Source organism: Streptomyces angustmyceticus (genome assembly GCF_019933235.1).
GTDB classification, from domain to species: Bacteria; Actinomycetota; Actinomycetes; order Streptomycetales; family Streptomycetaceae; genus Streptomyces; species Streptomyces angustmyceticus.
In genome coordinates this window covers 5,591,336-5,609,014 of sequence record NZ_CP082945.1, presented here as the reverse complement: position 1 = coordinate 5,609,014, position 17,679 = coordinate 5,591,336, and the positions used below count along the sequence as shown (strand labels likewise).

Sequence of the window (17,679 nt, the reverse complement as noted above, 5' to 3'; positions counted from 1 at the left end):
GCGAACAGGCCGCACGAGCGCATTCGTCCATACCGGCCCGTCGGGGAGGAATCATCCATGACCATCAGCCTCGCCCAATTGCGGCGGTGCTCGGCCGCCGTCGACCTCGGAGCGGCCCGGACCAGGGTGTACGTGAAGAACCAGGGGCTGGTGGTCGATGAGCCGACCGTCGCCGCCATCAACACCCGTACCGGCGCACTGCTGGCCGTGGGCGCGCAGGCCGAGGTGATGGACGGGCGCACCCCCGACTACATCCGGGTGGTGCGGCCGGTCTCCAACGGCACCATCGTCGACATCGACATGGCCCAGCGGCTGCTGCGCACCCTGGTCGGCGAACGGCTGCGCAAGACCTGGCGCCGCCGCCCCACGACCCGGGCCGCGGTCTGCCTCCCGTACGGCAGCGAGCCGCTGGCCCAGCGGGCGGCCGTGGAGACGCTCACCGGGCTGGGGGCGCGGCGGGTGGAGCTGGTCGACACCCTGGTCGCCGCCGCGGTGGGCTCCGGACTGCCGGTGGAGCAGCCCGAGGCGACCATGATCGTGGTGTGCGGCGCGGGCACCACGCAGGTCGCGGTGCTCTCGCTCGGTTCGATCGTGGCGGCGGAGACCGTGCCGGTGGGCGGCAACGCCATCGACCACGCGGTGATCCAGCACCTGCGGCTGCACCACGAGCTGATGCTGGCGGGCCAGTCGGTACGGCCGCTGCAGATGATCCTCTCCGGCGGCGACGGCCTGACCCCCGGCTCCACCGAGGTGCACGGCCGGGACGTGGTCAGCGGGATGGCGCGCTCCGTCCACGTCGACACCGAACGGGTCAGGGACGCCATCACCACGCCGCTGACCGCGATCCTCGACGGCATCGGGTCCGTACTGCGGCGCTGCCCGCCGGACCTGGTGGCCGACCTCGGGGAGCGCGGCATCGTGCTCGCGGGCGGCAGCGCGCTGATCCCCGGGCTGGAGCCGATGATCCACCAGGCCACGGCCATGCCGGTGCACACCGCCGACCGCCCCGACATCTGTGCCGTCATGGGGCTCGGCGCCATGATCGAGGGCAAGGTGCAGCCCCTGCACCTCGATCCGATGGACCCGTAGGACTACAGACTCCGCGCGTTCCAGGCGACCACGGCGGGGCGGTCGTGCTCGGTCCCCAGGACGCCGACCGCGCCGGTCTCGAACGTGAACAACCCCCCGGCGCCGGGCGGCAGTCCGAGCCGGCGGGCGGCCAGCACCCGCAGGAAGTGGGCGTGTCCCACCAGCGCCACATCCCCCTCGTCGGCCGCCAGCCGGGGCGTGAGCCGCGCCAGTACCCGGTCGGCCCGCGCCCCGACCTGCTCCGGCGACTCACCGGGATGCCCGTCGGGCCCCTCGGCGACGCCGTCGGAGAACAGGTACCAGCCGGGCCGGCTGCGGTGGATCTCGGCGGTGGTGATGCCCTCGTAGCCGCCGTAGTCCCATTCCCGCAGGTCGGGGTCGGTCTCCGGGCGGGCGAGGCCCGCCAGCTCGGCGGTGCGCAGCGCCCGCCGCATCGGGCTGGCGTACACCTGCCCGATCTTCCGGTCCGACAGCAGCGGCCGCAGTGCGCGGGCCTGCTCCTCACCGTCGGCGGTCAGCGGCAGGTCGGTCCAGCTGGTGTGCCTGCCGTCCCGGCTCCACTCGGTCTCGCCGTGCCGGACCAGAAGGAGGTCGCTCACGAGCCCTGCGCCTGCTGTCCCTGCTCGGCGGCCTGGGCCTGCTCGCCCTGCTGGGCCTCGGTGACCGACGCCCGGACCTCGTCCATGTCCAGCGCGCGGGCCTGGCCGATGACGTCCTCCAGGGCCTCCGCGGGCAGCGCGCCCGGCTGGGCGAAGACCGCGATGTTCTCGCGGACGATCATCACGGTCGGGATGGACTGGATCTGGAGGGCCTGGGCCAGCTCGGGCTGCGCCTCCGTGTCGACCTTGGCGAAGACCAGGTCGTCGTGCGTCTCGGAGGACTTCTCGAAGACCGGGCCGAACTGCTTGCACGGCCCGCACCACTCGGCCCAGAAGTCGATGAGGACGAAGTCGTTGCCGGAGACGATCTCGTCGAAGTTGTCCTTGGTGAGCTCGATGGTGCTCATGCGTGTTTCCCTGCTTCCGGTCTGTCGACGATTGCCAGTCGGTCTCCGGCTGCGGTAACGGGCACAACCCGTGACGTATTCCGCACGCCGGACCGTCCCGCACCCCTGCCCACCGATCGCGTTCCTAGACATCGCGATCAACGTGGCGAACCCCACGCCGTCCACCAGGCTCCACCACGGCACCCAGGACGCCCCGCGCCCCTCTGATCTCCCCCCCTCCGCTCCCCCTCTTCCGCCCCTCCGCTCCCGCCCTTCCGGCGCGCCCCGGGGACCTCGCCCCCCACGGCCGCCCCGAAGCGCACCATGCGCCGCACTCAGCTCTTCGCCTTGGCGTAGTCGGTCGCCATACCGCCCGCGAAGTCGTACAGGACGACCTGCTCGTCCCCCACGACCCAGGCGTCGTGACCGGGCGGAATGACGAACACGTCGCCGGGCCCCACCTCGGACTCCGCGCCGTCGTTCATCTTGATCCGCATCCGGCCCTGGACCATGTAGCAGTTGTGGTGGACCTCGCAGCTCTCGGTGCCGACGATCGGCCCCACCGACTCCGTCCAGTGCCAGCCGGGCTCGAAGGTGGCCACGGCGAAGTCCAGTCCGGTCAGGTGCAGGGCTTCGAGGTGGCCTCGGGGAAAGTCGCGCCGTTCATCCGGCTTGTCGACCGTCTTGACTTCCATCATGAGGGCTTCCTCCATCCACCCCCCTGGCCATCCTTGCGTCCCCCCTGGTCCTTCCATGGTGCGCCGCGCCGGAGCGCCCGGCCACCGCGTCCGGGCGTCCGGGCGGACGAGCTTCCGGGCGGGCGGGCGAGGAGGTGGGGAGACAGGGAGGCGGACAGTCCGGGGGCTCGCCACCGGCCCATGCCCCGTACCGCCCTCCCCGGGGCGCGGGAAATCCGGCTCCCCCGCGGGCGCCCGGCCGGGATGTCGCCGGGGAGGTGCCGTAGCGCGCAACGGCCTCCCCCGGCGGCTAGCATCGCGAAAGGACCGCCAAGAACGGAGCTTCTTCTGTGCGTCATCTGCGCGTAGGCGTCGCCATCTTGACCATGGGAAACCGTCCCGCCGAACTGCAGGCGCTGCTGGACTCGGTCGCCAAGCAGGACCTCCCGCCGGCCCACATCGTGGTCATCGGAAACGGCTCGCCGCTCCCCCCGCTGCCGCACGGCGCCGTGGGCGTCGAGCTGAGCGACAACCTGGGCATCTCCGGCGGCCGGAACGTCGCGCTGGACGAGCTGCGCAAGCTCGGGGACCTCGACCTGGTGGTCGACCTGGACGACGACGGCCTGCTGATCAGCCCCGACGTCTTCAGCCGGCTGGCCGAACTGCACACCAGTGACCCGAAGTTGGGTGTCGTGAGCTTCCGCGTGGCCGACGAGCTGGGCCGCACCCAGCGACGGCACGTCCCCCGCCTGCGCGTCGGCGACCCGGCACGCGGCGGCCTCGTCACCACCTTCCTCGGCGGCGGCCACTCGCTGTCCGTCCCGATGCTGGACGAAATCGGCGGCTGGCCCGACGAGTTCTTCTACGCGCACGAGGAGACCGACCTCGCCTGGCGGGCCCTGGACCGCGGCTGGCGCATCCGCTACGCGCCGGAGCTGGTGCTCCAGCACCCGTACACCTCCCCCACCCGGCACGCCGTCTACCACCGCATGGTCGCCAGGAACCGCGTCTGGCTGGCCAAGCGGCACCTCCCCGCCCTTCTGGTACCGCTCTACCTCGGCGTCTGGGCTCTGCTGACCGCCGCCCGCAGCCGCTCGGCCGCGGGCATGCGGGCCTGGGCGGCGGGCTTCGCCGAGGGAGTACGCACCCCGTGCGGACGACGCCGCCCGATGCGCTGGCACACGGTATGGCACATGACGAGGCTGGGCCGCCCACCGGTCGTCTGAGGGGGCTGGGCCGCTGCCGGTCGTCTCACGGGGACGGCCTGCTCACCGGTCACCCAACGGGCCCGGTCCGCCCACCGGCCGTCTGACGGAAGCCACCGGTCGCCTACGCAGCCGGGGCTCGCAGCCCCCGGGCCACCTACCGGGCCCGCGCCGCCCTCGCCAGCAGATACGGGTCCGTCACCCCGTCCGGACAGGCCAGCCGTTCGCTGTCCCACCCGGCACGCCGGGCACCGGCCTGGTACGCGCTCTCGTAGAAGCCGAGCACGGCCGCGCGGGGATCGGCCGCGGTGCGGGCCTCGTCGTAGGGCAGCACCGCCAAGTGGCTGCCGCCCCGGTCGGCCCACTGCGCCGCCGCGGGCCGGAGCGGCTCGTCGGCCAGTCCCTCGGGCTCCGGAGCGGTGTAGGAGTAGAACGCGGGCGCGCCGAAGGAGTCGTCGCCGAACCAGAAGCCGAAGCTGATGACCTCCCGGGAGTACGCCTCCCGGGTCACCGGATCGATCTGTCCGGGCTGGTCCACGCGCCGGTCGGAGAACCGGGTGTGCGCGATGTCGAAGGTGTGCCAGAAGTGGTGCACCGGGCTGACCTTCCCCGAATAGTCCGCGGCGAACTCCTCCAGCACCGACGCCACCTGGCTCAGCACCTGCCAGTAGCGGCGGGCGTGCCCCGCGTCATAGGTCGCGTGCTCGGTGTCCTCGGCGAACGGCCGCCCGGCGTCGGGCAGATCGAACGGCCGCGGGATCGCCAGCCGCACCCGGACGCCCAGCGCGGCCAGCGCCTCCATGACCGCGCCGTGGAAGGACGCCACCGACCGTCCGGCGAGCGGGAAGGACACCGCCCGGCCGTCCAGCGTCGCGACGACGAGCTGGTGCCCGACGAAGTCGAAGTCGATCGTGAAGATCGGGTTCCCGTCGAGCTGCCCCATGGGACGGGTGGTGATGCCCCGTCCGGTCAGATGGAACGGCACGTTCCACCAGTGGTTGCGCCGGGCACTGGCCGCGAGCCGGATCTTCCCCACGATCTGCGCGAACCGATGGAGCGTCTCTTTGGTGTCCCGCCACTCGGCATACGGGATCGGCGGAAACAGCTCCATCGTCATCACCTGCCCTTCCCGCCCGGCACTCCTGACGGCCGGACGGGGCCTGGACGACCAGATGACCACGCCCGCCGGCAGACGGCACATCCTCGGACCCAAGAGGCCCAACCCCACCCATCCGGCGCGACCCGGCTCCGGTCTCCCCTGGGCCTCCTTGGCCTTCTTTCCCCTGCTCACACGGGGGTTAGCCGGACGTTAGCGGAGCGGCAGCTTCGCGATAGCGGCCCCGAGCAGAGTGGGTGACGTACCGAGGAGACATCGAACCGAAGTCCTGGGGGGACCGACATGAGCTCCAGCACCACCGTCCGCACCGCTCGCCGCCGCACCCTGCGCGTTGCCGCCGCGGCCCTGGTCGCCGCCGCCGGCCTCACCCTGACCGCCTGCTCCGGCGCGGACGCCGCCGGCACGAAGCCCGCGGCCCACACCGACAAGAGCGCGGCCGCCGCCGACTCCAGCGCCGCGGGCTGGTCCGGGCTGCAGAGCACCCACGCCAAGGCGGGCTCCGCCGCCGAGACCGGCACCAAGGCGGCGTCCTCGGTCCGCACCCAGCGCCTGGCGGACGGCATCAGCACGGCCGAGATCTCCAAGCTCGGCGACCAGCACTACCGCGCCAAGATCGTCGCCCGCGGTTCGGTCCTGGCCACGATGGAGACGAACAAGGGCGACGCCGGGCTCGACGCCAACGACATGTTCGTCACGCTCACGCTGGACGGCCAGGTCCACTCCTGGATGGGCGGCGGGCACCAGGGCCCGGGCACCTTCAAGCTCGCGGGCGGCTGGACGGCCAAGGTCACGAAGACCGGCGACGCCCGGTACCGCGCGCAGATCATCGGCCACGACGGCGTGGCCGCCACGCTGGAGGCGAACCAGCAGGACACCGGTGTCGACGCCAACGGCATCTACATCGTGCTCAGCGCCGGCGGCGTGATCAGCGCCCACGCGTAACCGCCCACCCGGCCCACTCACCCGTCCGCCTTCATCGTCCCCGTCGGCCGGCCCCCTCGGCCGAGGGGCCTCGGTACCGGCCCTGGACAGGGGCCGAGCACACCTCCGAGCGGGACCAGCCCGGAGCAGCAATGACAAGCAAGGAGAAGACCATGAAGTCGTGGCGTACCCGTGTCGGTGTCGGTCTCGCGGTCAGCGCCGCAGCGGTCGCGATTCCCCTGACCGCCACCACCGCCTCCGCCGCCCCGCCGCCCGGCGACGGCTGGGTCCCCGTCGGCGCCCTGAAGTACCCGTCGAAGGCGGCGTGCGAAGCGGCCGAACTCCCCCAGGCCCAGGCGAACGGCTACCACGAGGTGTGGTGCGACGACAGCGAGACGATCATGGCCATCTACAGCCGCTGACCGTTTCCCCCGGCGCGGACTCGTCCCACCGGCACCACGCCGAGAAGTCCGCTGCCCCGGTGCCTCACACCGGGGCAGCGGACTTTCCGCTTCACGGACCGTCATATCGACGCGCTTTCCCGGCCCGAGGCATCCGCCCCGGGGCCAACCGGCCAAGCGGGTCCATCGCTCACCCCACCACGGCCAACCCGTCACGTTCACCAGGGCGTCGCCGCGTTCTCGTCGGCGGAGGTCTCGCGGTGCCGGCTGCCCGTGCGGACCGGCGGCCGGCGGCGCACGGCGTGTGAGGGGTCTTCGCGCATGCGCGGGGTGGCCGTGGGCGAAGCCGGGAAGGTCTCGCACGAGGGCCCGTGGGGCCTGTGCGGGGTTGCGGCTCTGCGGGACCTCCCCGGAGGGAGGTTCCCGCAGGTCACCTGGATGCCGTGCGGTGGGGCGGGTGGGACTCGAACCCACGGCCGACGGATTATGAGTCCGCTGCTCTAACCGGCTGAGCTACCGCCCCCCACGGCGCGTCGCGCACATTTGTGCGCGCCGTCTGCCGCAGCATAGCCGCTCATACGATCTGTTGCCCGTGAGGGCTGCCGTCCGGCGACCACGCACGCCCAAGAGGACTTCGATCACGGGTCGTTCGGTTCCACGGCACAAGAAAAAGGACCCCTTCCGGGGTCCTCTTCTCTCTGCTCCCCCGACTGGACTCGAACCAGTAACCCTCCGGTTAACAGCCGAATGCTCTGCCAATTGAGCTACAGGGGACCGAGCTCCCCCGACTGGACTCGAACCAGTAACCTGCCGGTTAACAGCCGGCTGCTCTGCCAATTGAGCTACAGGGGATTGCTCTGTGTGCCTCGAATGCACTGCTGTCCGGGGCTCCGGACGGCGCGCGTTCGCTGCGACACATACATTAGCGCAAGCAGGGGGGTGCTCCGCCAATCGGTATCGCCTCAGGTCACCTCGGGTGATCTCCGGCCCCGGAGGGTAGGCGCGCGAGACAGCCAGACACTCGGGTGCGTACCGGCACCGGAGGGGTCCGACGACAGGAAGGGTGGAGCAATGCGCTACCGGCTCACGTTCATCGCGGGACTGGCCACGGGGTATGTGCTCGGCACACGGGCAGGCCGGGAACGGTACGAGCAGCTCCGCAAGACCGCCCAGCGGATCACGCAGAACCCGGCGGTCCGGAACACCGCGGAGTCCGCCGCGCTGACCGGGCGCGAGGCGGCGTCGAAGGCGCTCGGGACGGTGTCGGCGAAGGTCGGCGACCGGCTGCCCGGCTCGGTCGGCGACCGGGTCCGCTCACTGCGCGAGCGGCGCTCCCCCGACGAGGACGACTGGGGCACGAGCAACACCTGAGCCGGCCGTACCCGGGGGAAACCCTGAGGCTGCTCCTATGCGTCGTATGGGGCATCATCTGGGTCCATGGGGATAGTCGCCGGATTGGACAGTTCGTCCGAGAGCACACGGATCGTCGTCTGCGATGCCGACACGGGTGCCGTCGTCAGGCAGGGGTACGCACCGCACCCGGTCGAGAAGGGGCCCGAGGTCGACCCGCAGGCGTGGCTGATGTCACTCGGCGAGGCGGCGGGCCGCGGGCTGCTCGAAGGGGTGCAGGCGATCGGCGTCTCCGCGCAGCCGCACGGTCTGATCCCGCTGGACGTCGAGGGCAACCTCGTCCGCCCGGCGCTGGTGGGCAACGACAAGCGGGCGCAGAGCGCCGCCGCGGACCTGATCGACTCGCTGGGCGGGCGCAGCGCGTGGGCGCAGGCCGTCGGCGCGGTGCCCCAGGCGACCCACGCCATCACGAAGATGCGCTGGCTGGCGCGTACGGAGCCGGCGCACGCGGCCCGGATCGCGGAGATCATGCAGCCGCACGACTGGCTGGCGTGGCAGCTGCTGGGGCGCCCCGCGCGGCGTACGACGGACCGCGGCGGGGCCTCGGCGACCGGCTTCTGGTCGGCGGCGACCGAGACGTACCGGCCGGATCTGGTGGAGCTGGCGCTGGGCCATCAGGTGCGGCTGCCGGAGGTGCTGAGCCCGTCGGGGACGGCCGGCTTCACCCCTGAGGGGTTGCTGATCTCCGCCGGGACGGGCGAGACGATGGCCGCCGCGTTCGGGCTCGGCGTCGGCGTCGGCGACGCCGTGGTGTCGCTGGGCGCCTCGGGGTCGGTGTTCGGCATCCACCACGAGGCACTGGCGGACCCGACGGGCACGATCACCTCGTTCGCCGACGCGACCGGCCGGCATCTCCCGGTGGTGCACACCAGCAACGCCGTGCGGGTGCTGCGCGGCGCGGCGGAGATGCTGGGGACGGACCTGGAGGGGCTGTCCGAGCTGGCGCTGAAGTCGTCGCCCGGCGCGTACGGCATGGTGCTGTTGCCGTACCTGGAGGGTGAGCGGACGCCGCATCTGCCGCACACCGCCGGGTCGTTGCACGGGATGCGGCGGGAGAGCATGAAGCCGGAGCACATGGCGCGGGCGGCCGTGGAGGGCATGCTCTGCGGGCTCGCGGACGCGCTGGACGTGCTGCGCGGGCGGGGCGTGGCGGTGCGCCGGGTGTTCCTGCTGGGCGCGGCCGCCGAGCTGGGCGCCGTGCAGACGGTGGCGCCGGGGCTGTTCGGGGTGCCGGTCGTGGTGCCGCAGCCGGCCGACTACGCCGCGCTGGGCGCGGCGCGGCAGGCGGCCTGGGCGTGGGGTGTGGCGCACGGCACGCTCACCCCGGCCCCGGGCGCGGAGTCCGGCGCGGGCGGCGGAGCCGCATGGGTCGATCCGCCGCAGTGGCCGGCCGCCGCGAGCCAGGTCTTCGAGCCGGGCGAGGAGCTGCCGGTCGGCCAGGCCGTGCGCCAGCAGTACACGACGGTGCGCGACGAGATCCATCCCGGGGCGTTCCAGCGGTCGGGGTGACCGGAGCCGTCGGGGTGGTCGGAGCCGTCGGGGTGCGGTGCGGGGACGCGTGCTCGTTGGCCCATCCGCCCGGTGGCCCGGCCCGCCCCGCGTCCCGCCGGCCTCAGTCGAGGTAGCCGCGGAGCTGGTCGGCGAAGGCGTGGTCGCGGAGTTTGTTGAGGGTCTTGGACTCGATCTGCCGTATGCGTTCGCGGGTGACGCCGAAGATCCGGCCGATCTCCTCCAGGGTGCGGGGGCGGCCGTCGGCGAGGCCGTAGCGGAGCTGGACGACCTTGCGTTCGCGTTCGCCGAGGGTGGACAGGACCGCGTCGAGGTGCTCGCGGAGCAGCAGGAACGCGGCAGACTCGACGGGTGAGGTGGCGTCGCCGTCCTCGATGAGGTCGCCGAGGGCGACGTCCTCCTCCTCGCCGACGGGGGCGTGCAGCGAGACCGGTTCCTGGGCCAGCCGCAGGACCTCGCTGACGCGTTCCCCGGTCAGGTCGAGGTGGGCGGCGACCTCCTCGGGCGTCGGCTCGTAGCCGCGTTCCTGGAGCATCCGGCGCTGGACCCGCACCACGCGGTTGATCAGCTCGACGACATGGACCGGGACGCGGATGGTGCGGGCCTGGTCGGCGAGGGCGCGGGACATGGCCTGACGGATCCACCAGGTGGCGTAGGTGGAGAACTTGTAGCCGCGGGCGTAGTCGAACTTCTCGACCGCGCGGATCAGTCCGAGGTTTCCCTCCTGGACGAGGTCGAGCATGGTCAGGCCGCGGCCGACGTAGCGCTTGGCGACCGAGACCACCAGGCGCAGATTGGCCTCGATCAGGCGGCGTTTGGCCATCCGGCCCAGCACCACCAACTGGTCGAGGTCAAAGGCAAGTTGAGAGGAGAGGTCGGGGGTGTTGGCGAGCTTCTCCTCGGCGAAGAGACCTGCCTCGACGCGGCGGGCGAGCTCGACCTCCTCGGCGGCGGTGAGCAGCGGGATGCGGCCGATCTCGCGGAGGTACTGGCGGAAGAGGTCGGAGGAGGGGCTGCCCGTCTCGGGGCGCGGTGCCCGCTCCGGAATGATCTCCTCGACGATCATCTCGGCGGCGGGCGGGTCGGCCTGCTGCGGCACGGTGAGCGGATCGGGGTCCGGTTCCGCATCCGGTTCCGGATCAGGCTCCGTGACCGGCTCTGCTGCGGGCGGCGCGTCGGCGAGGGTCTGGGTCTGCACGGGGGCGACCTCCAGGGTGATCGCTGCTGAGGCGGCAGAAAGGTCGGGCACGGTTGCGGCCGAGCCGCCGTCCGTCCCGTCAAGAGCGGTTCCGCGGGGGATTCCGGTGCGGGGCGTCCGGGCCCGCCGCGCTCCGAGGACTCAGGCACCGCTCCTCAGTGTGGAGTACGACACAGTCCCGCCACGAGGGGCGTGCGACCACTTTTTGAGTCCGGTCCGTGACCGGACGGCTACCGCGGGGAGTGTCCGGAGGCGCTAAGAGGCCCTCGGAGACCTCCGAAGGCCCCCGAAGAACCCCGAAAGGCCCCGGGAGATCTCCTACAGGGCGGCGTAGCCGCGTTCGCGGAGCGACTGGCCGTACTGCTGGAGGACCCAGAGTTCGTTCTGCACGGCGGCGAGGTGCGCGGGGTCGGCGCGGGGGCCGAGGCGCTGGAGGGTGCCGCGGATCTCCGTGACGCGGTGGTTGACGGCGGCGAGGCGGACGGCGACCAACTGGACGCCGGCGTAGGCCTCGTCGGGGTCGCGGCGGGTGTGCAGCGGTTCGACGGCGAGTTCGGTGACCATGGCGCGGACGGTGTCGTCCGGGGCGGCCTCCCGCACCCGGGGGACGTACGCGCTGTCGTTGGCGCCGGCCGTGGCGCCGCCGGCCTCCTCGATGCACTGGCGGACCACCGCGTAGGGCGGGGCGGTGAACTCGTCGGCGCCGTACGCGTCGAAGGCCGGGGAGACCAGGTCGGGGCGCTGCAGCGCGAGCTTGAGCAGCTCTCGCTCGACGCGGTGGGCGGGGCTGCGGAGGTTGAGCGCCGGGCCGCGCGGGCCGGGCGCGGGGCGGGCCTGCTCGGCGGCGGGGGGCCGGCCGCGGCGCTGCTGACGGCCCTGGTCGGGGCCGCCGTCACGGCCGCGCTCACGGGCCCAGCGGGCGAGCTGGCTGACGCGCTTGACCACGAACTGGGTGTCCAGGATGCCGAGCATGCCGGCGAGCTGGACGGCGGACTCGTGCTGGATCGAGCTGTTCTTGATGTTCGCGACGATGGGGGCGGCCTCGTCGAGGGCGGCGGCGCGGCCGACGGTGGTGTCGAGGTTGTGCCGGGAGACGACATGGCGCAGCGCGAACTCGAAGAGCGGGGTGCGGGCCTCGACGAGGTCGGCGACGGCCGCGTCGCCCTTGGCGAGCCGCAGGTCGCAGGGGTCCATTCCGCCGGGGGTGATGGCGATGGAGGTCTCGGCGGCGAACTTCTGGTCGTCCTCGAAGGCGCGCAGGGCCGCCTTCTGGCCCGCGGCGTCGCCGTCGAAGGTGAAGACCACCTCGGAGCCGGCGTTGTCCATCAGCAGCCGGCGGAGGATCTTGATGTGGCCCTCGCCGAAGGACGTGCCGCAGGTGGCGATGGCGGTGGTGACACCGGCGAGGTGGCAGGCCATGACATCGGTGTAGCCCTCGACGACGACCGCGCGGTTGGTCTTGGCGATCTCCTTCTTGGCGAGGTCGATGCCGTAGAGGACCTGGGACTTGCGGTAGATGGGGGTCTCGGGGGTGTTGAGGTACTTGGGGCCGTTGTCGTCGTCGCGGAGCTTGCGGGCGCCGAAGCCGACGACCTCGCCGGCGATGTCGCGGATCGGCCACATCAGGCGGCCGCGGAAGCGGTCGATGGGGCCGCGGCGGCCCTCCTGGGCGAGGCCGGAGAGGACCAGTTCCTGGTCGCTGAAGCGGCGGCCGCGCAGGAAGCGGGTGAGGTGGTCCCAGCCGGCCGGGCTGTAGCCGACGCCGAAGTGCTGGGCGGCGGCCTGGTCGAAGCCGCGCTCGGCGAGGAACGCGCGGGCGATCTCGGCCTCGGGGCTGTCGAGCTGCTCGACGTAGAACTGGGCGGCGGCCTTGTGGGCCTCCACCAGGCGGGTGCGCTCGCCCTGCTGGCGGCCGGGGGTGTAGCCGCCCTCCTCGTAGCGCAGGGTGATGCCGGCCTGGGAGGCGAGCCGCTCGATGGTCTCGGCGAAGGAGAGGTGGTCGAGCTTCATGATGAAGTCGACGGTGTCGCCGCCCTCCTGGCAGCCGAAGCAGTGGTAGAGCCCCTTGGCCGGGCTGACGTGGAAGGACGGGGACTTCTCGTCGTGGAAGGGGCACAGGCCCTTGAGGTTGCCGCCGCCGGCGTTGCGGAGCTGGAGATACTCGGACACGACGGCGTCGATCGGGACCGCGTCCCGCACCGCCTTCACATCGTCATCGTTGATCCGTCCTGCCACGCGTGAATTCTACGGCCGGGGTCGGACACGTCCGGCCGCGAGCCGCCCGCGAACGCCGACGGCTTCCCCGGGCCACCGCCGCCCCGCCTACCCCATCAGCTCCACGAACCGTTCCACCCCCACGTTGCCGCCCGAGATGATCACGCCGATGCGGGGCGGCAGGGGGGTGACGCGTCCGGCGAGGAGGGCGGCGAGGGCGGTGGCGCCGCTGGGTTCGGTGACGATCTTGAGGCGTTCGAAGGCCAGCCGCATGGCCGCGCGGATCTCGTCGTCGCTGACCAGGACGACCGAGTCGAGCAGCCGGCGGTTGATGGCGAAGGTCAGCTCGCCGGGGGTCTCGGCGGCCTGGCCGTCGGCGATGGTGCGCGGCACGGGGACGGTGACGCGGTGGCCGGCGGCGAGCGAGCGGGCGGTGTCGTCGCCGGCCTCCGGCTCGACGCCGATCATCCGGATGCCGGGGACCAGCGCGGTGGCGGCGGTGGCCGCGCCGGCCATCAGCCCGCCCCCGCCGACCGGGACCAGCAGGGCGTCGAGCGGGCCGGTCTCCTCGATCAGCTCCAGGGCGGTGGTGCCCTGGCCGGCGATGATGTGCGGATGCTCGTAGGGCGGGATCAGGGCGAGGCCGCGTTCCTCGGCGAGCCGGCGGCCGATCGCGACCCGGTCGCCGGTGTAGCGGTCGTAGGGGACGATCTCGGCGCCGTATCCGGCGGTGGCGTCCCACTTGGACCGCGGGGTGTCCTCGGGCATCACGATGACGGCACGGCTGCCCAGCTCCCGGGCGGCCAGCGCGACGGCCTGGGCGTGGTTGCCGGAGGAGTAGGCGGCGACCCCGCGGGCCAGCTGCCGCGGGGAGAGCCGGGAGAGGGCGTTGTAGGCGCCGCGGAACTTGAAGGCGCCGATCCGCTGGAAGTTCTCGCACTTGAGGTGGACCTCGGCGCCGACCAGCGCGTCGAGCGTGCGGGAGCGCAGGACCGGGGTGCGGTGGGCCACGCCCGCCAGCCGCCGGGCGGCGTCCCGGACGTCGTCGAGGGTGACGGCCGGGACGTCGGTGCTGCCGGAGCCGGTGGGGCCGGTGGGGCTTGGCGTCATGGGCGCACGCTACGGGAGCAGTGCCGCCAGCGGAACCTCCGGATCGGCCAGCGCGGCGGGCTCCAACGGGGCACCGGAGCGGATCAGTTGCTGGATGGATTCGGCGACGTCCCAGACGTTGACGTTCATGCCGGCGAGCAGCCGGCCGTCCGCCGCCAGCCAGAAGGCGATGAACTCCCGCTTGGCGACATCGCCGCGGCAGACGACCTGGGCGTAGGAGCCGGGCGGGGCGTAGCCGGAGTACTCCATGCCGACGTCGTACTGGTCGGAGAAGAAGTACGGGACGCGGTCGTAGCTGATGTCCTGGCCGAGCATGGCGCGGGCGGCGGCCGGGCCGCCGTTGAGGGCGTTGGCCCAGTGCTCGACCCGCAGCCGGGTGTCCAGCAGGGGGTGGTCGGCGGCGGCGACGTCACCGGCGGCGTAGATGTAGGGGTCGGAGGTGCGCAGCGCCGCGTCGACGGCCACGCCGCCGCCGGTCTCCGGGGCGGCGAGGTCCAGCCCGGCCTGTTCGGCGAGCGCGGTGCGCGGGGCGGCGCCGATCGCGGCGAGCACGTCGTGGGCGGGGTGCTCCTCGCCGTCGTCGGTGCGCACGGCGAGCACCATGCCGTCCTGTCCGACGATCTCGGTGAAGCGGGCGCCGAAGTGGAAGCGCACGCCGTGTTCGCGGTGCAGGTCGGTGAACAGGCCGCCGAGTTCGGGGCCCAGGATGCCGTGCAGCGGGGTCGGGGCGGGCTCGACGACGGTCACCTCGGCGCCGTAGGAGCGGGCCGCCGCGGCGACCTCCAGGCCGATCCAGCCGGCGCCGGCGATCACGAGGTGGCCGTTGTCGCGGCCGAGGGAGGCCAGGACGCCGCGCAGCCGTTCGGCGTGGGCGAGGCGGCGCAGGTGGTGCACGCCGGCCAGGCCGGTGCCGGGGATGTCCAGGCGCCGCGGCTCGGCGCCGGTGGCCAGCAGCAGCTTGTCGTAGGCGATCAGGGTGCCGTCGCCGAGGCGGACGGTTCTGCCCTCGGGGTCGAGGCGGACGGCGGGCTGGCCGAGGTGCAGCTCGATGTGGGCCTGGGCGTACCAGGCGGGCTCGTGGACGAACACGCTGTCGCGCTCTTCCTTGCCGAGCAGGAACCCCTTGGAGAGCGGGGGGCGCTCGTACGGGTGGTCGCGCTCGTCACAGATGAGGATCACCCGGCCGGTGAAGCCCTCCGCGCGGAGCGTCTCCGCGGCCTTCGCGCCGGCCAGGCCACCCCCGACGATGACGAACGTCTGGTGTGCGTCGACCACTTGCTTCCTCCTCGTTGCGGTGCCGTACGTCCGCGTCCGCGTCCGTAAACGCCCCCCGGTGTCCCCCCGTCGTCTCCCCGATGGATGTGCTCGGTGCCGTCGGGGTTCCGTTCCCCGGTGCACGGGTGTCCCGTGCGCTGTGGTCAGGGTGCTGTGTGCGCTGTTGTCAGGGTGCTCCGTTCGAGAACGGTCGGGTTCGAGCGTCCCGCACGGAGCGTGAGGGGGGAAGAGGGGCTTCCCCCTAGGGTCACCCTCGGTCGTCCGTGCTGTGACCAGGGTGTCGGGTGAGACGGGCGTGCAGAGAACGGGCCGAGGTGTCGGTCAGGGCGGCGATCTGGTCGATGACGGCGCGCATGCGTGCGGTGTCGTCGGAGGCCGCGTCGAACAGTGAACGGAACTGCGGGTCAAGGCCGTCGGGGGCGCGGGCGAGCAGCGTGTCGGCCAGTTCGGCGATGACGACGCGCTGGTCGGCGCGGAGCGCTTCCTGGTCGGGACGCTGCATGACGTACCGGTCGGCGACCGCTTTCAAGACGGCGCATTCCAGCCGGGTTTCGGCCGGAACCACCAGCTCCGCCGCGTAGCGGGTGAGCCGCCCGGTGCCCCAGCGGGCCCGGGTCGCGCTCTCCGCCGCGAGACAGAAACGGCCGATCAGCTGGCTGGTGGCGTCCTTCAGCCGGGCCTGGGCGAGCGCGGAGCCGTCGTAGCCGTGCGGCCACCACTCCTGCTCCAGCAGGCGGTCCAGCGCCGCGGCCAGCTCCTCGGCGCCGGCGCCGGGCGCGTAGCGCTCACCGGCGACCGCGAAGATCTCGGCGCGTTCGGCGTCGGCGAGCAGGAGGTTGGGGTCGAGGTGTCCGGCGTGCAGCCCGTCCTCGACGTCGTGCACCGAGTACGCCACGTCGTCGGACCAGTCCATGACCTGCGCCTCGAAGCTCCGCGCCCCGTCGGGCGCGTCCTGCCGGAACCAGTCGAAGACCGGCAGGTCGTCCTCGTAGACGCCGAACTTCGGCGATCCGGGGTCGGTGGGATGCGCGCCGCGCGTCCAGGGGTACTTGGTGGCCGCGTCGAGGGCGGCGCGGCTGAGGTTCAGGCCGACGCTGACCGCCGAGCCGTCCGGGGCGGGCACGAACCGCTTGGGCTCCAGACGGGCCAGCAGCCGCAGGGACTGGGCGTTTCCCTCGAAGCCGCCGCAGGGCGCGGCGACGTCGTTGAGCGTCTGCTCGCCGTTGTGCCCGAAGGGCGGGTGGCCGAGGTCGTGCGCCAGGCAGGCGGTCTCGACCAGGTCCGGGTCGCAGCCGAGGGCGGCGCCGAGTTCCCGGCCGACCTGGGCGCACTCCAGGGAGTGGGTCAGGCGGGTGCGCGGGCTGGCGTCCCAGGCGGGGGTGTGCGCGCCCGGGGTGACGACCTGGGTCTTGCCGGCCAGCCGGCGCAGCGCGGCGGAGTGCAGCACCCGGGCGCGGTCGCGCTGGAAGGCGGTGCGTCCGGGCCGTTTGTCGGGCTCGGGGACCCAGCGCTCGGTGTCGGCCGTGGTGTAGCCGGGGATGGTCGGTGGTGTGCCCGTCATACCGCGACGGTAGCCGCCTCGGCGCTCTCCGGGTCGGATCCGGTACGCGTGAGGAGCGCCTGGTCGTAGCGGTGCAGCACGAGACGGGCCAGGGCGGGGTGGTCGCCCAGGGGTGCGGCGGCGGGCCCGGGGGCGGCGGCCGCGCACCGGGTGGCGAAGTGTCCGGGGGCGGTGAAGCAGGAGGCCACGGCGATGCGGTCGTGGCCGCGGTCGCGCAGCGCGGCGACCGCGTCGGGGACGGTGGGGTCCGCGGCGGAGGCGTAGGCGGGCAGGACGGGGGTGCCGCCGAGCCGGTCGGAGAGCAGCCGGGCGGTGTGCTCGGTGTCCCGGGCGGAACGCGGGGAGCGGGAGCCGGCGGCGGCCAGGACGACGGCGCCGCGCGGGCCGGGGGCGTCGGGGAATCCGGCTTCCAGGAGGCGGCCGTGCAGCGCCTCGGCGAGGAGGGCGTGCGGCCCGAGGGGTCCGGCGACCCGGCCGGTCAGGTGGGGTGCGCCGCGCAGCGCGGCGGGCAGGTCGTGGGTGACGTGGTGGCCCCGACCGAAGAGCAGCGGGACGAGGACGGCCGCGCCGTCCAGCCCGGCGAGGGTGTCGGCGAGCAGCGGGCCGTTCAGCTCGATGTGCCCGAGCCGTACCGGCAGACCGGGGCGCAGCGCGCGGACCCGGTCGAGCAGGGCCCGGACGGCGGGCAGGGCCCGGGGGTCGCGGCTGCCGTGGGCCACGGCGACGAGGGTGGGGGGCGGCGGCGCCGGGCGGTGGAAGCCGTGCAGCCGGACCCGGCCGAGCCGGGTGCCGAGCTGTGCGCTGATCTCGGCGGCGAGGTCTCCCGCGCCGAGGGGGCCGGGGAACGCGGAGGGCGGGTGCGGTATCGGCGCCGTCATGCGGTGAGCCTGGCAGCGGCTCGTTGCGGTGCCGTTTCCCCGCGGCGAACTCCGTGTTCCCTCCGGCTGCCACCGGGCCCGGCGGCGCGGACAGGGCGGGCGGAGAGGACCGGCGGACGGGGCGGACGG

16 protein-coding genes and 3 tRNA genes are annotated in these 17,679 nt (G+C 73.2%); 6 read left to right on the top strand and 13 right to left on the bottom strand.

The features are described 5' to 3' along the window. Nucleotides 1-57: 57 nt before the first annotated feature. The gene (locus K7396_RS25045; protein ID WP_152104403.1) at nucleotides 58-1,089 is read left to right on the top strand and encodes a rod shape-determining protein; all 1,032 of its coding nucleotides are present in this window, start codon (nucleotides 58-60) and stop codon (nucleotides 1,087-1,089) included. 2 nt (nucleotides 1,090-1,091) lie between these two features. Here the strand turns inward: K7396_RS25045 and K7396_RS25040 are convergent, their stop codons facing one another. The 3 genes from K7396_RS25040 to K7396_RS25030 form a co-directional block, all read right to left on the bottom strand. Continuing rightward, on the bottom strand, nucleotides 1,092-1,688 hold the full coding sequence (locus K7396_RS25040; RefSeq protein ID WP_152104404.1) for a histidine phosphatase family protein: 597 nt from the start codon (nucleotides 1,686-1,688) through the stop codon (nucleotides 1,092-1,094). Further along, the gene (trxA, locus tag K7396_RS25035; RefSeq protein ID WP_152104405.1) at nucleotides 1,685-2,095 is read right to left on the bottom strand and encodes a thioredoxin; all 411 of its coding nucleotides are present in this window, start codon (nucleotides 2,093-2,095) and stop codon (nucleotides 1,685-1,687) included. Before trxA ends, K7396_RS25040 begins: the two co-directional genes overlap by 4 nt. 314 nt (nucleotides 2,096-2,409) lie before the next feature. Continuing rightward, nucleotides 2,410-2,772 (bottom strand): cupin domain-containing protein, encoded by a 363-nt coding sequence (locus K7396_RS25030; protein ID WP_152104406.1) that lies wholly within the window; start codon nucleotides 2,770-2,772, stop codon nucleotides 2,410-2,412. Between the two features lie 329 nt (nucleotides 2,773-3,101). On the opposite strand from K7396_RS25030, the gene K7396_RS25025 reads away from it, so the two are divergent. After that, nucleotides 3,102-3,977, top strand: coding sequence for a glycosyltransferase family 2 protein (locus K7396_RS25025; RefSeq protein WP_086717688.1), 876 nt, complete (start codon nucleotides 3,102-3,104; stop codon nucleotides 3,975-3,977). Between the two features lie 136 nt (nucleotides 3,978-4,113). On the opposite strand, the gene K7396_RS25020 is transcribed toward K7396_RS25025, so the two are convergent. Then, entirely contained in the window at nucleotides 4,114-5,067 is a 954-nt protein-coding gene (locus tag K7396_RS25020) for a DUF5996 family protein (protein ID WP_086717690.1), read from the bottom strand. Between the two features lie 288 nt (nucleotides 5,068-5,355). Between K7396_RS25020 and K7396_RS25015 the strand changes: the two genes are divergently transcribed. Together K7396_RS25015 and K7396_RS25010 are read left to right on the top strand one after the other, a co-directional pair. Continuing rightward, nucleotides 5,356-6,015 carry a hypothetical protein gene (locus K7396_RS25015; RefSeq protein ID WP_086717686.1) on the top strand — a complete coding sequence of 220 codons (660 nt, stop codon included), beginning with the start codon at nucleotides 5,356-5,358 and terminating at the stop codon, nucleotides 6,013-6,015. A gap of 152 nt (nucleotides 6,016-6,167) precedes the next feature. Beyond that, nucleotides 6,168-6,416, top strand: a complete 249-nt coding sequence (locus K7396_RS25010) for a hypothetical protein (protein WP_086717684.1) — start codon at nucleotides 6,168-6,170, stop codon at nucleotides 6,414-6,416. Between the two features lie 428 nt (nucleotides 6,417-6,844). Here K7396_RS25010 and K7396_RS25005 read toward each other — a convergent pair. The 3 genes from K7396_RS25005 to K7396_RS24995 all read right to left on the bottom strand — a co-directional run bounded on the left by K7396_RS25005 (nucleotide 6,845) and on the right by K7396_RS24995 (nucleotide 7,247). Further along, a tRNA-Ile gene (locus tag K7396_RS25005) sits at nucleotides 6,845-6,918 on the bottom strand. Nucleotides 6,919-7,096: 178 nt separating this feature from the next. Further along, nucleotides 7,097-7,169, bottom strand: a tRNA-Asn gene (locus tag K7396_RS25000). A 5-nt stretch (nucleotides 7,170-7,174) separates the two neighbouring features. After that, a tRNA-Asn gene (locus K7396_RS24995) sits at nucleotides 7,175-7,247 on the bottom strand. Nucleotides 7,248-7,466: 219 nt separating this feature from the next. On the opposite strand from K7396_RS24995, the gene K7396_RS24990 reads away from it, so the two are divergent. Both K7396_RS24990 and K7396_RS24985 read left to right on the top strand, forming a co-directional pair. Next, complete coding sequence (locus K7396_RS24990) at nucleotides 7,467-7,766, top strand: hypothetical protein (RefSeq protein WP_086717682.1); 300 nt, start codon at nucleotides 7,467-7,469, stop codon at nucleotides 7,764-7,766. A 66-nt stretch (nucleotides 7,767-7,832) separates the two neighbouring features. After that, nucleotides 7,833-9,314, top strand: coding sequence for an FGGY family carbohydrate kinase (locus K7396_RS24985; RefSeq protein ID WP_174886866.1), 1,482 nt, complete (start codon nucleotides 7,833-7,835; stop codon nucleotides 9,312-9,314). 103 nt (nucleotides 9,315-9,417) lie between these two features. On the opposite strand, the gene K7396_RS24980 is transcribed toward K7396_RS24985, so the two are convergent. The 6 genes from K7396_RS24980 to K7396_RS24955 all read right to left on the bottom strand — a co-directional run bounded on the left by K7396_RS24980 (nucleotide 9,418) and on the right by K7396_RS24955 (nucleotide 17,550). Beyond that, nucleotides 9,418-10,563: an RNA polymerase sigma factor gene (locus K7396_RS24980; RefSeq protein WP_223660194.1), complete on the bottom strand. Its 1,146-nt coding sequence runs from the start codon at nucleotides 10,561-10,563 to the stop codon at nucleotides 9,418-9,420. A gap of 267 nt (nucleotides 10,564-10,830) precedes the next feature. Continuing rightward, on the bottom strand, nucleotides 10,831-12,747 hold the full coding sequence (gene dnaG, locus K7396_RS24975; RefSeq protein ID WP_086717678.1) for a DNA primase: 1,917 nt from the start codon (nucleotides 12,745-12,747) through the stop codon (nucleotides 10,831-10,833). A gap of 87 nt (nucleotides 12,748-12,834) precedes the next feature. Next, complete coding sequence (locus K7396_RS24970) at nucleotides 12,835-13,836, bottom strand: pyridoxal-phosphate dependent enzyme (protein ID WP_086717676.1); 1,002 nt, start codon at nucleotides 13,834-13,836, stop codon at nucleotides 12,835-12,837. A gap of 9 nt (nucleotides 13,837-13,845) precedes the next feature. Continuing rightward, the gene (locus K7396_RS24965; RefSeq protein WP_086717674.1) at nucleotides 13,846-15,111 is read right to left on the bottom strand and encodes an NAD(P)/FAD-dependent oxidoreductase; all 1,266 of its coding nucleotides are present in this window, start codon (nucleotides 15,109-15,111) and stop codon (nucleotides 13,846-13,848) included. 247 nt (nucleotides 15,112-15,358) lie between these two features. Further along, entirely contained in the window at nucleotides 15,359-16,672 is a 1,314-nt protein-coding gene (locus tag K7396_RS24960) for a deoxyguanosinetriphosphate triphosphohydrolase (RefSeq protein ID WP_152104407.1), read from the bottom strand. After that, a complete protein-coding gene (locus K7396_RS24955) occupies nucleotides 16,669-17,550 on the bottom strand; it encodes a sirohydrochlorin chelatase (protein WP_152104408.1) in 882 nt (293 codons plus the stop codon). Before K7396_RS24955 ends, K7396_RS24960 begins: the two co-directional genes overlap by 4 nt. Nucleotides 17,551-17,679: the final 129 nt, after the last annotated feature.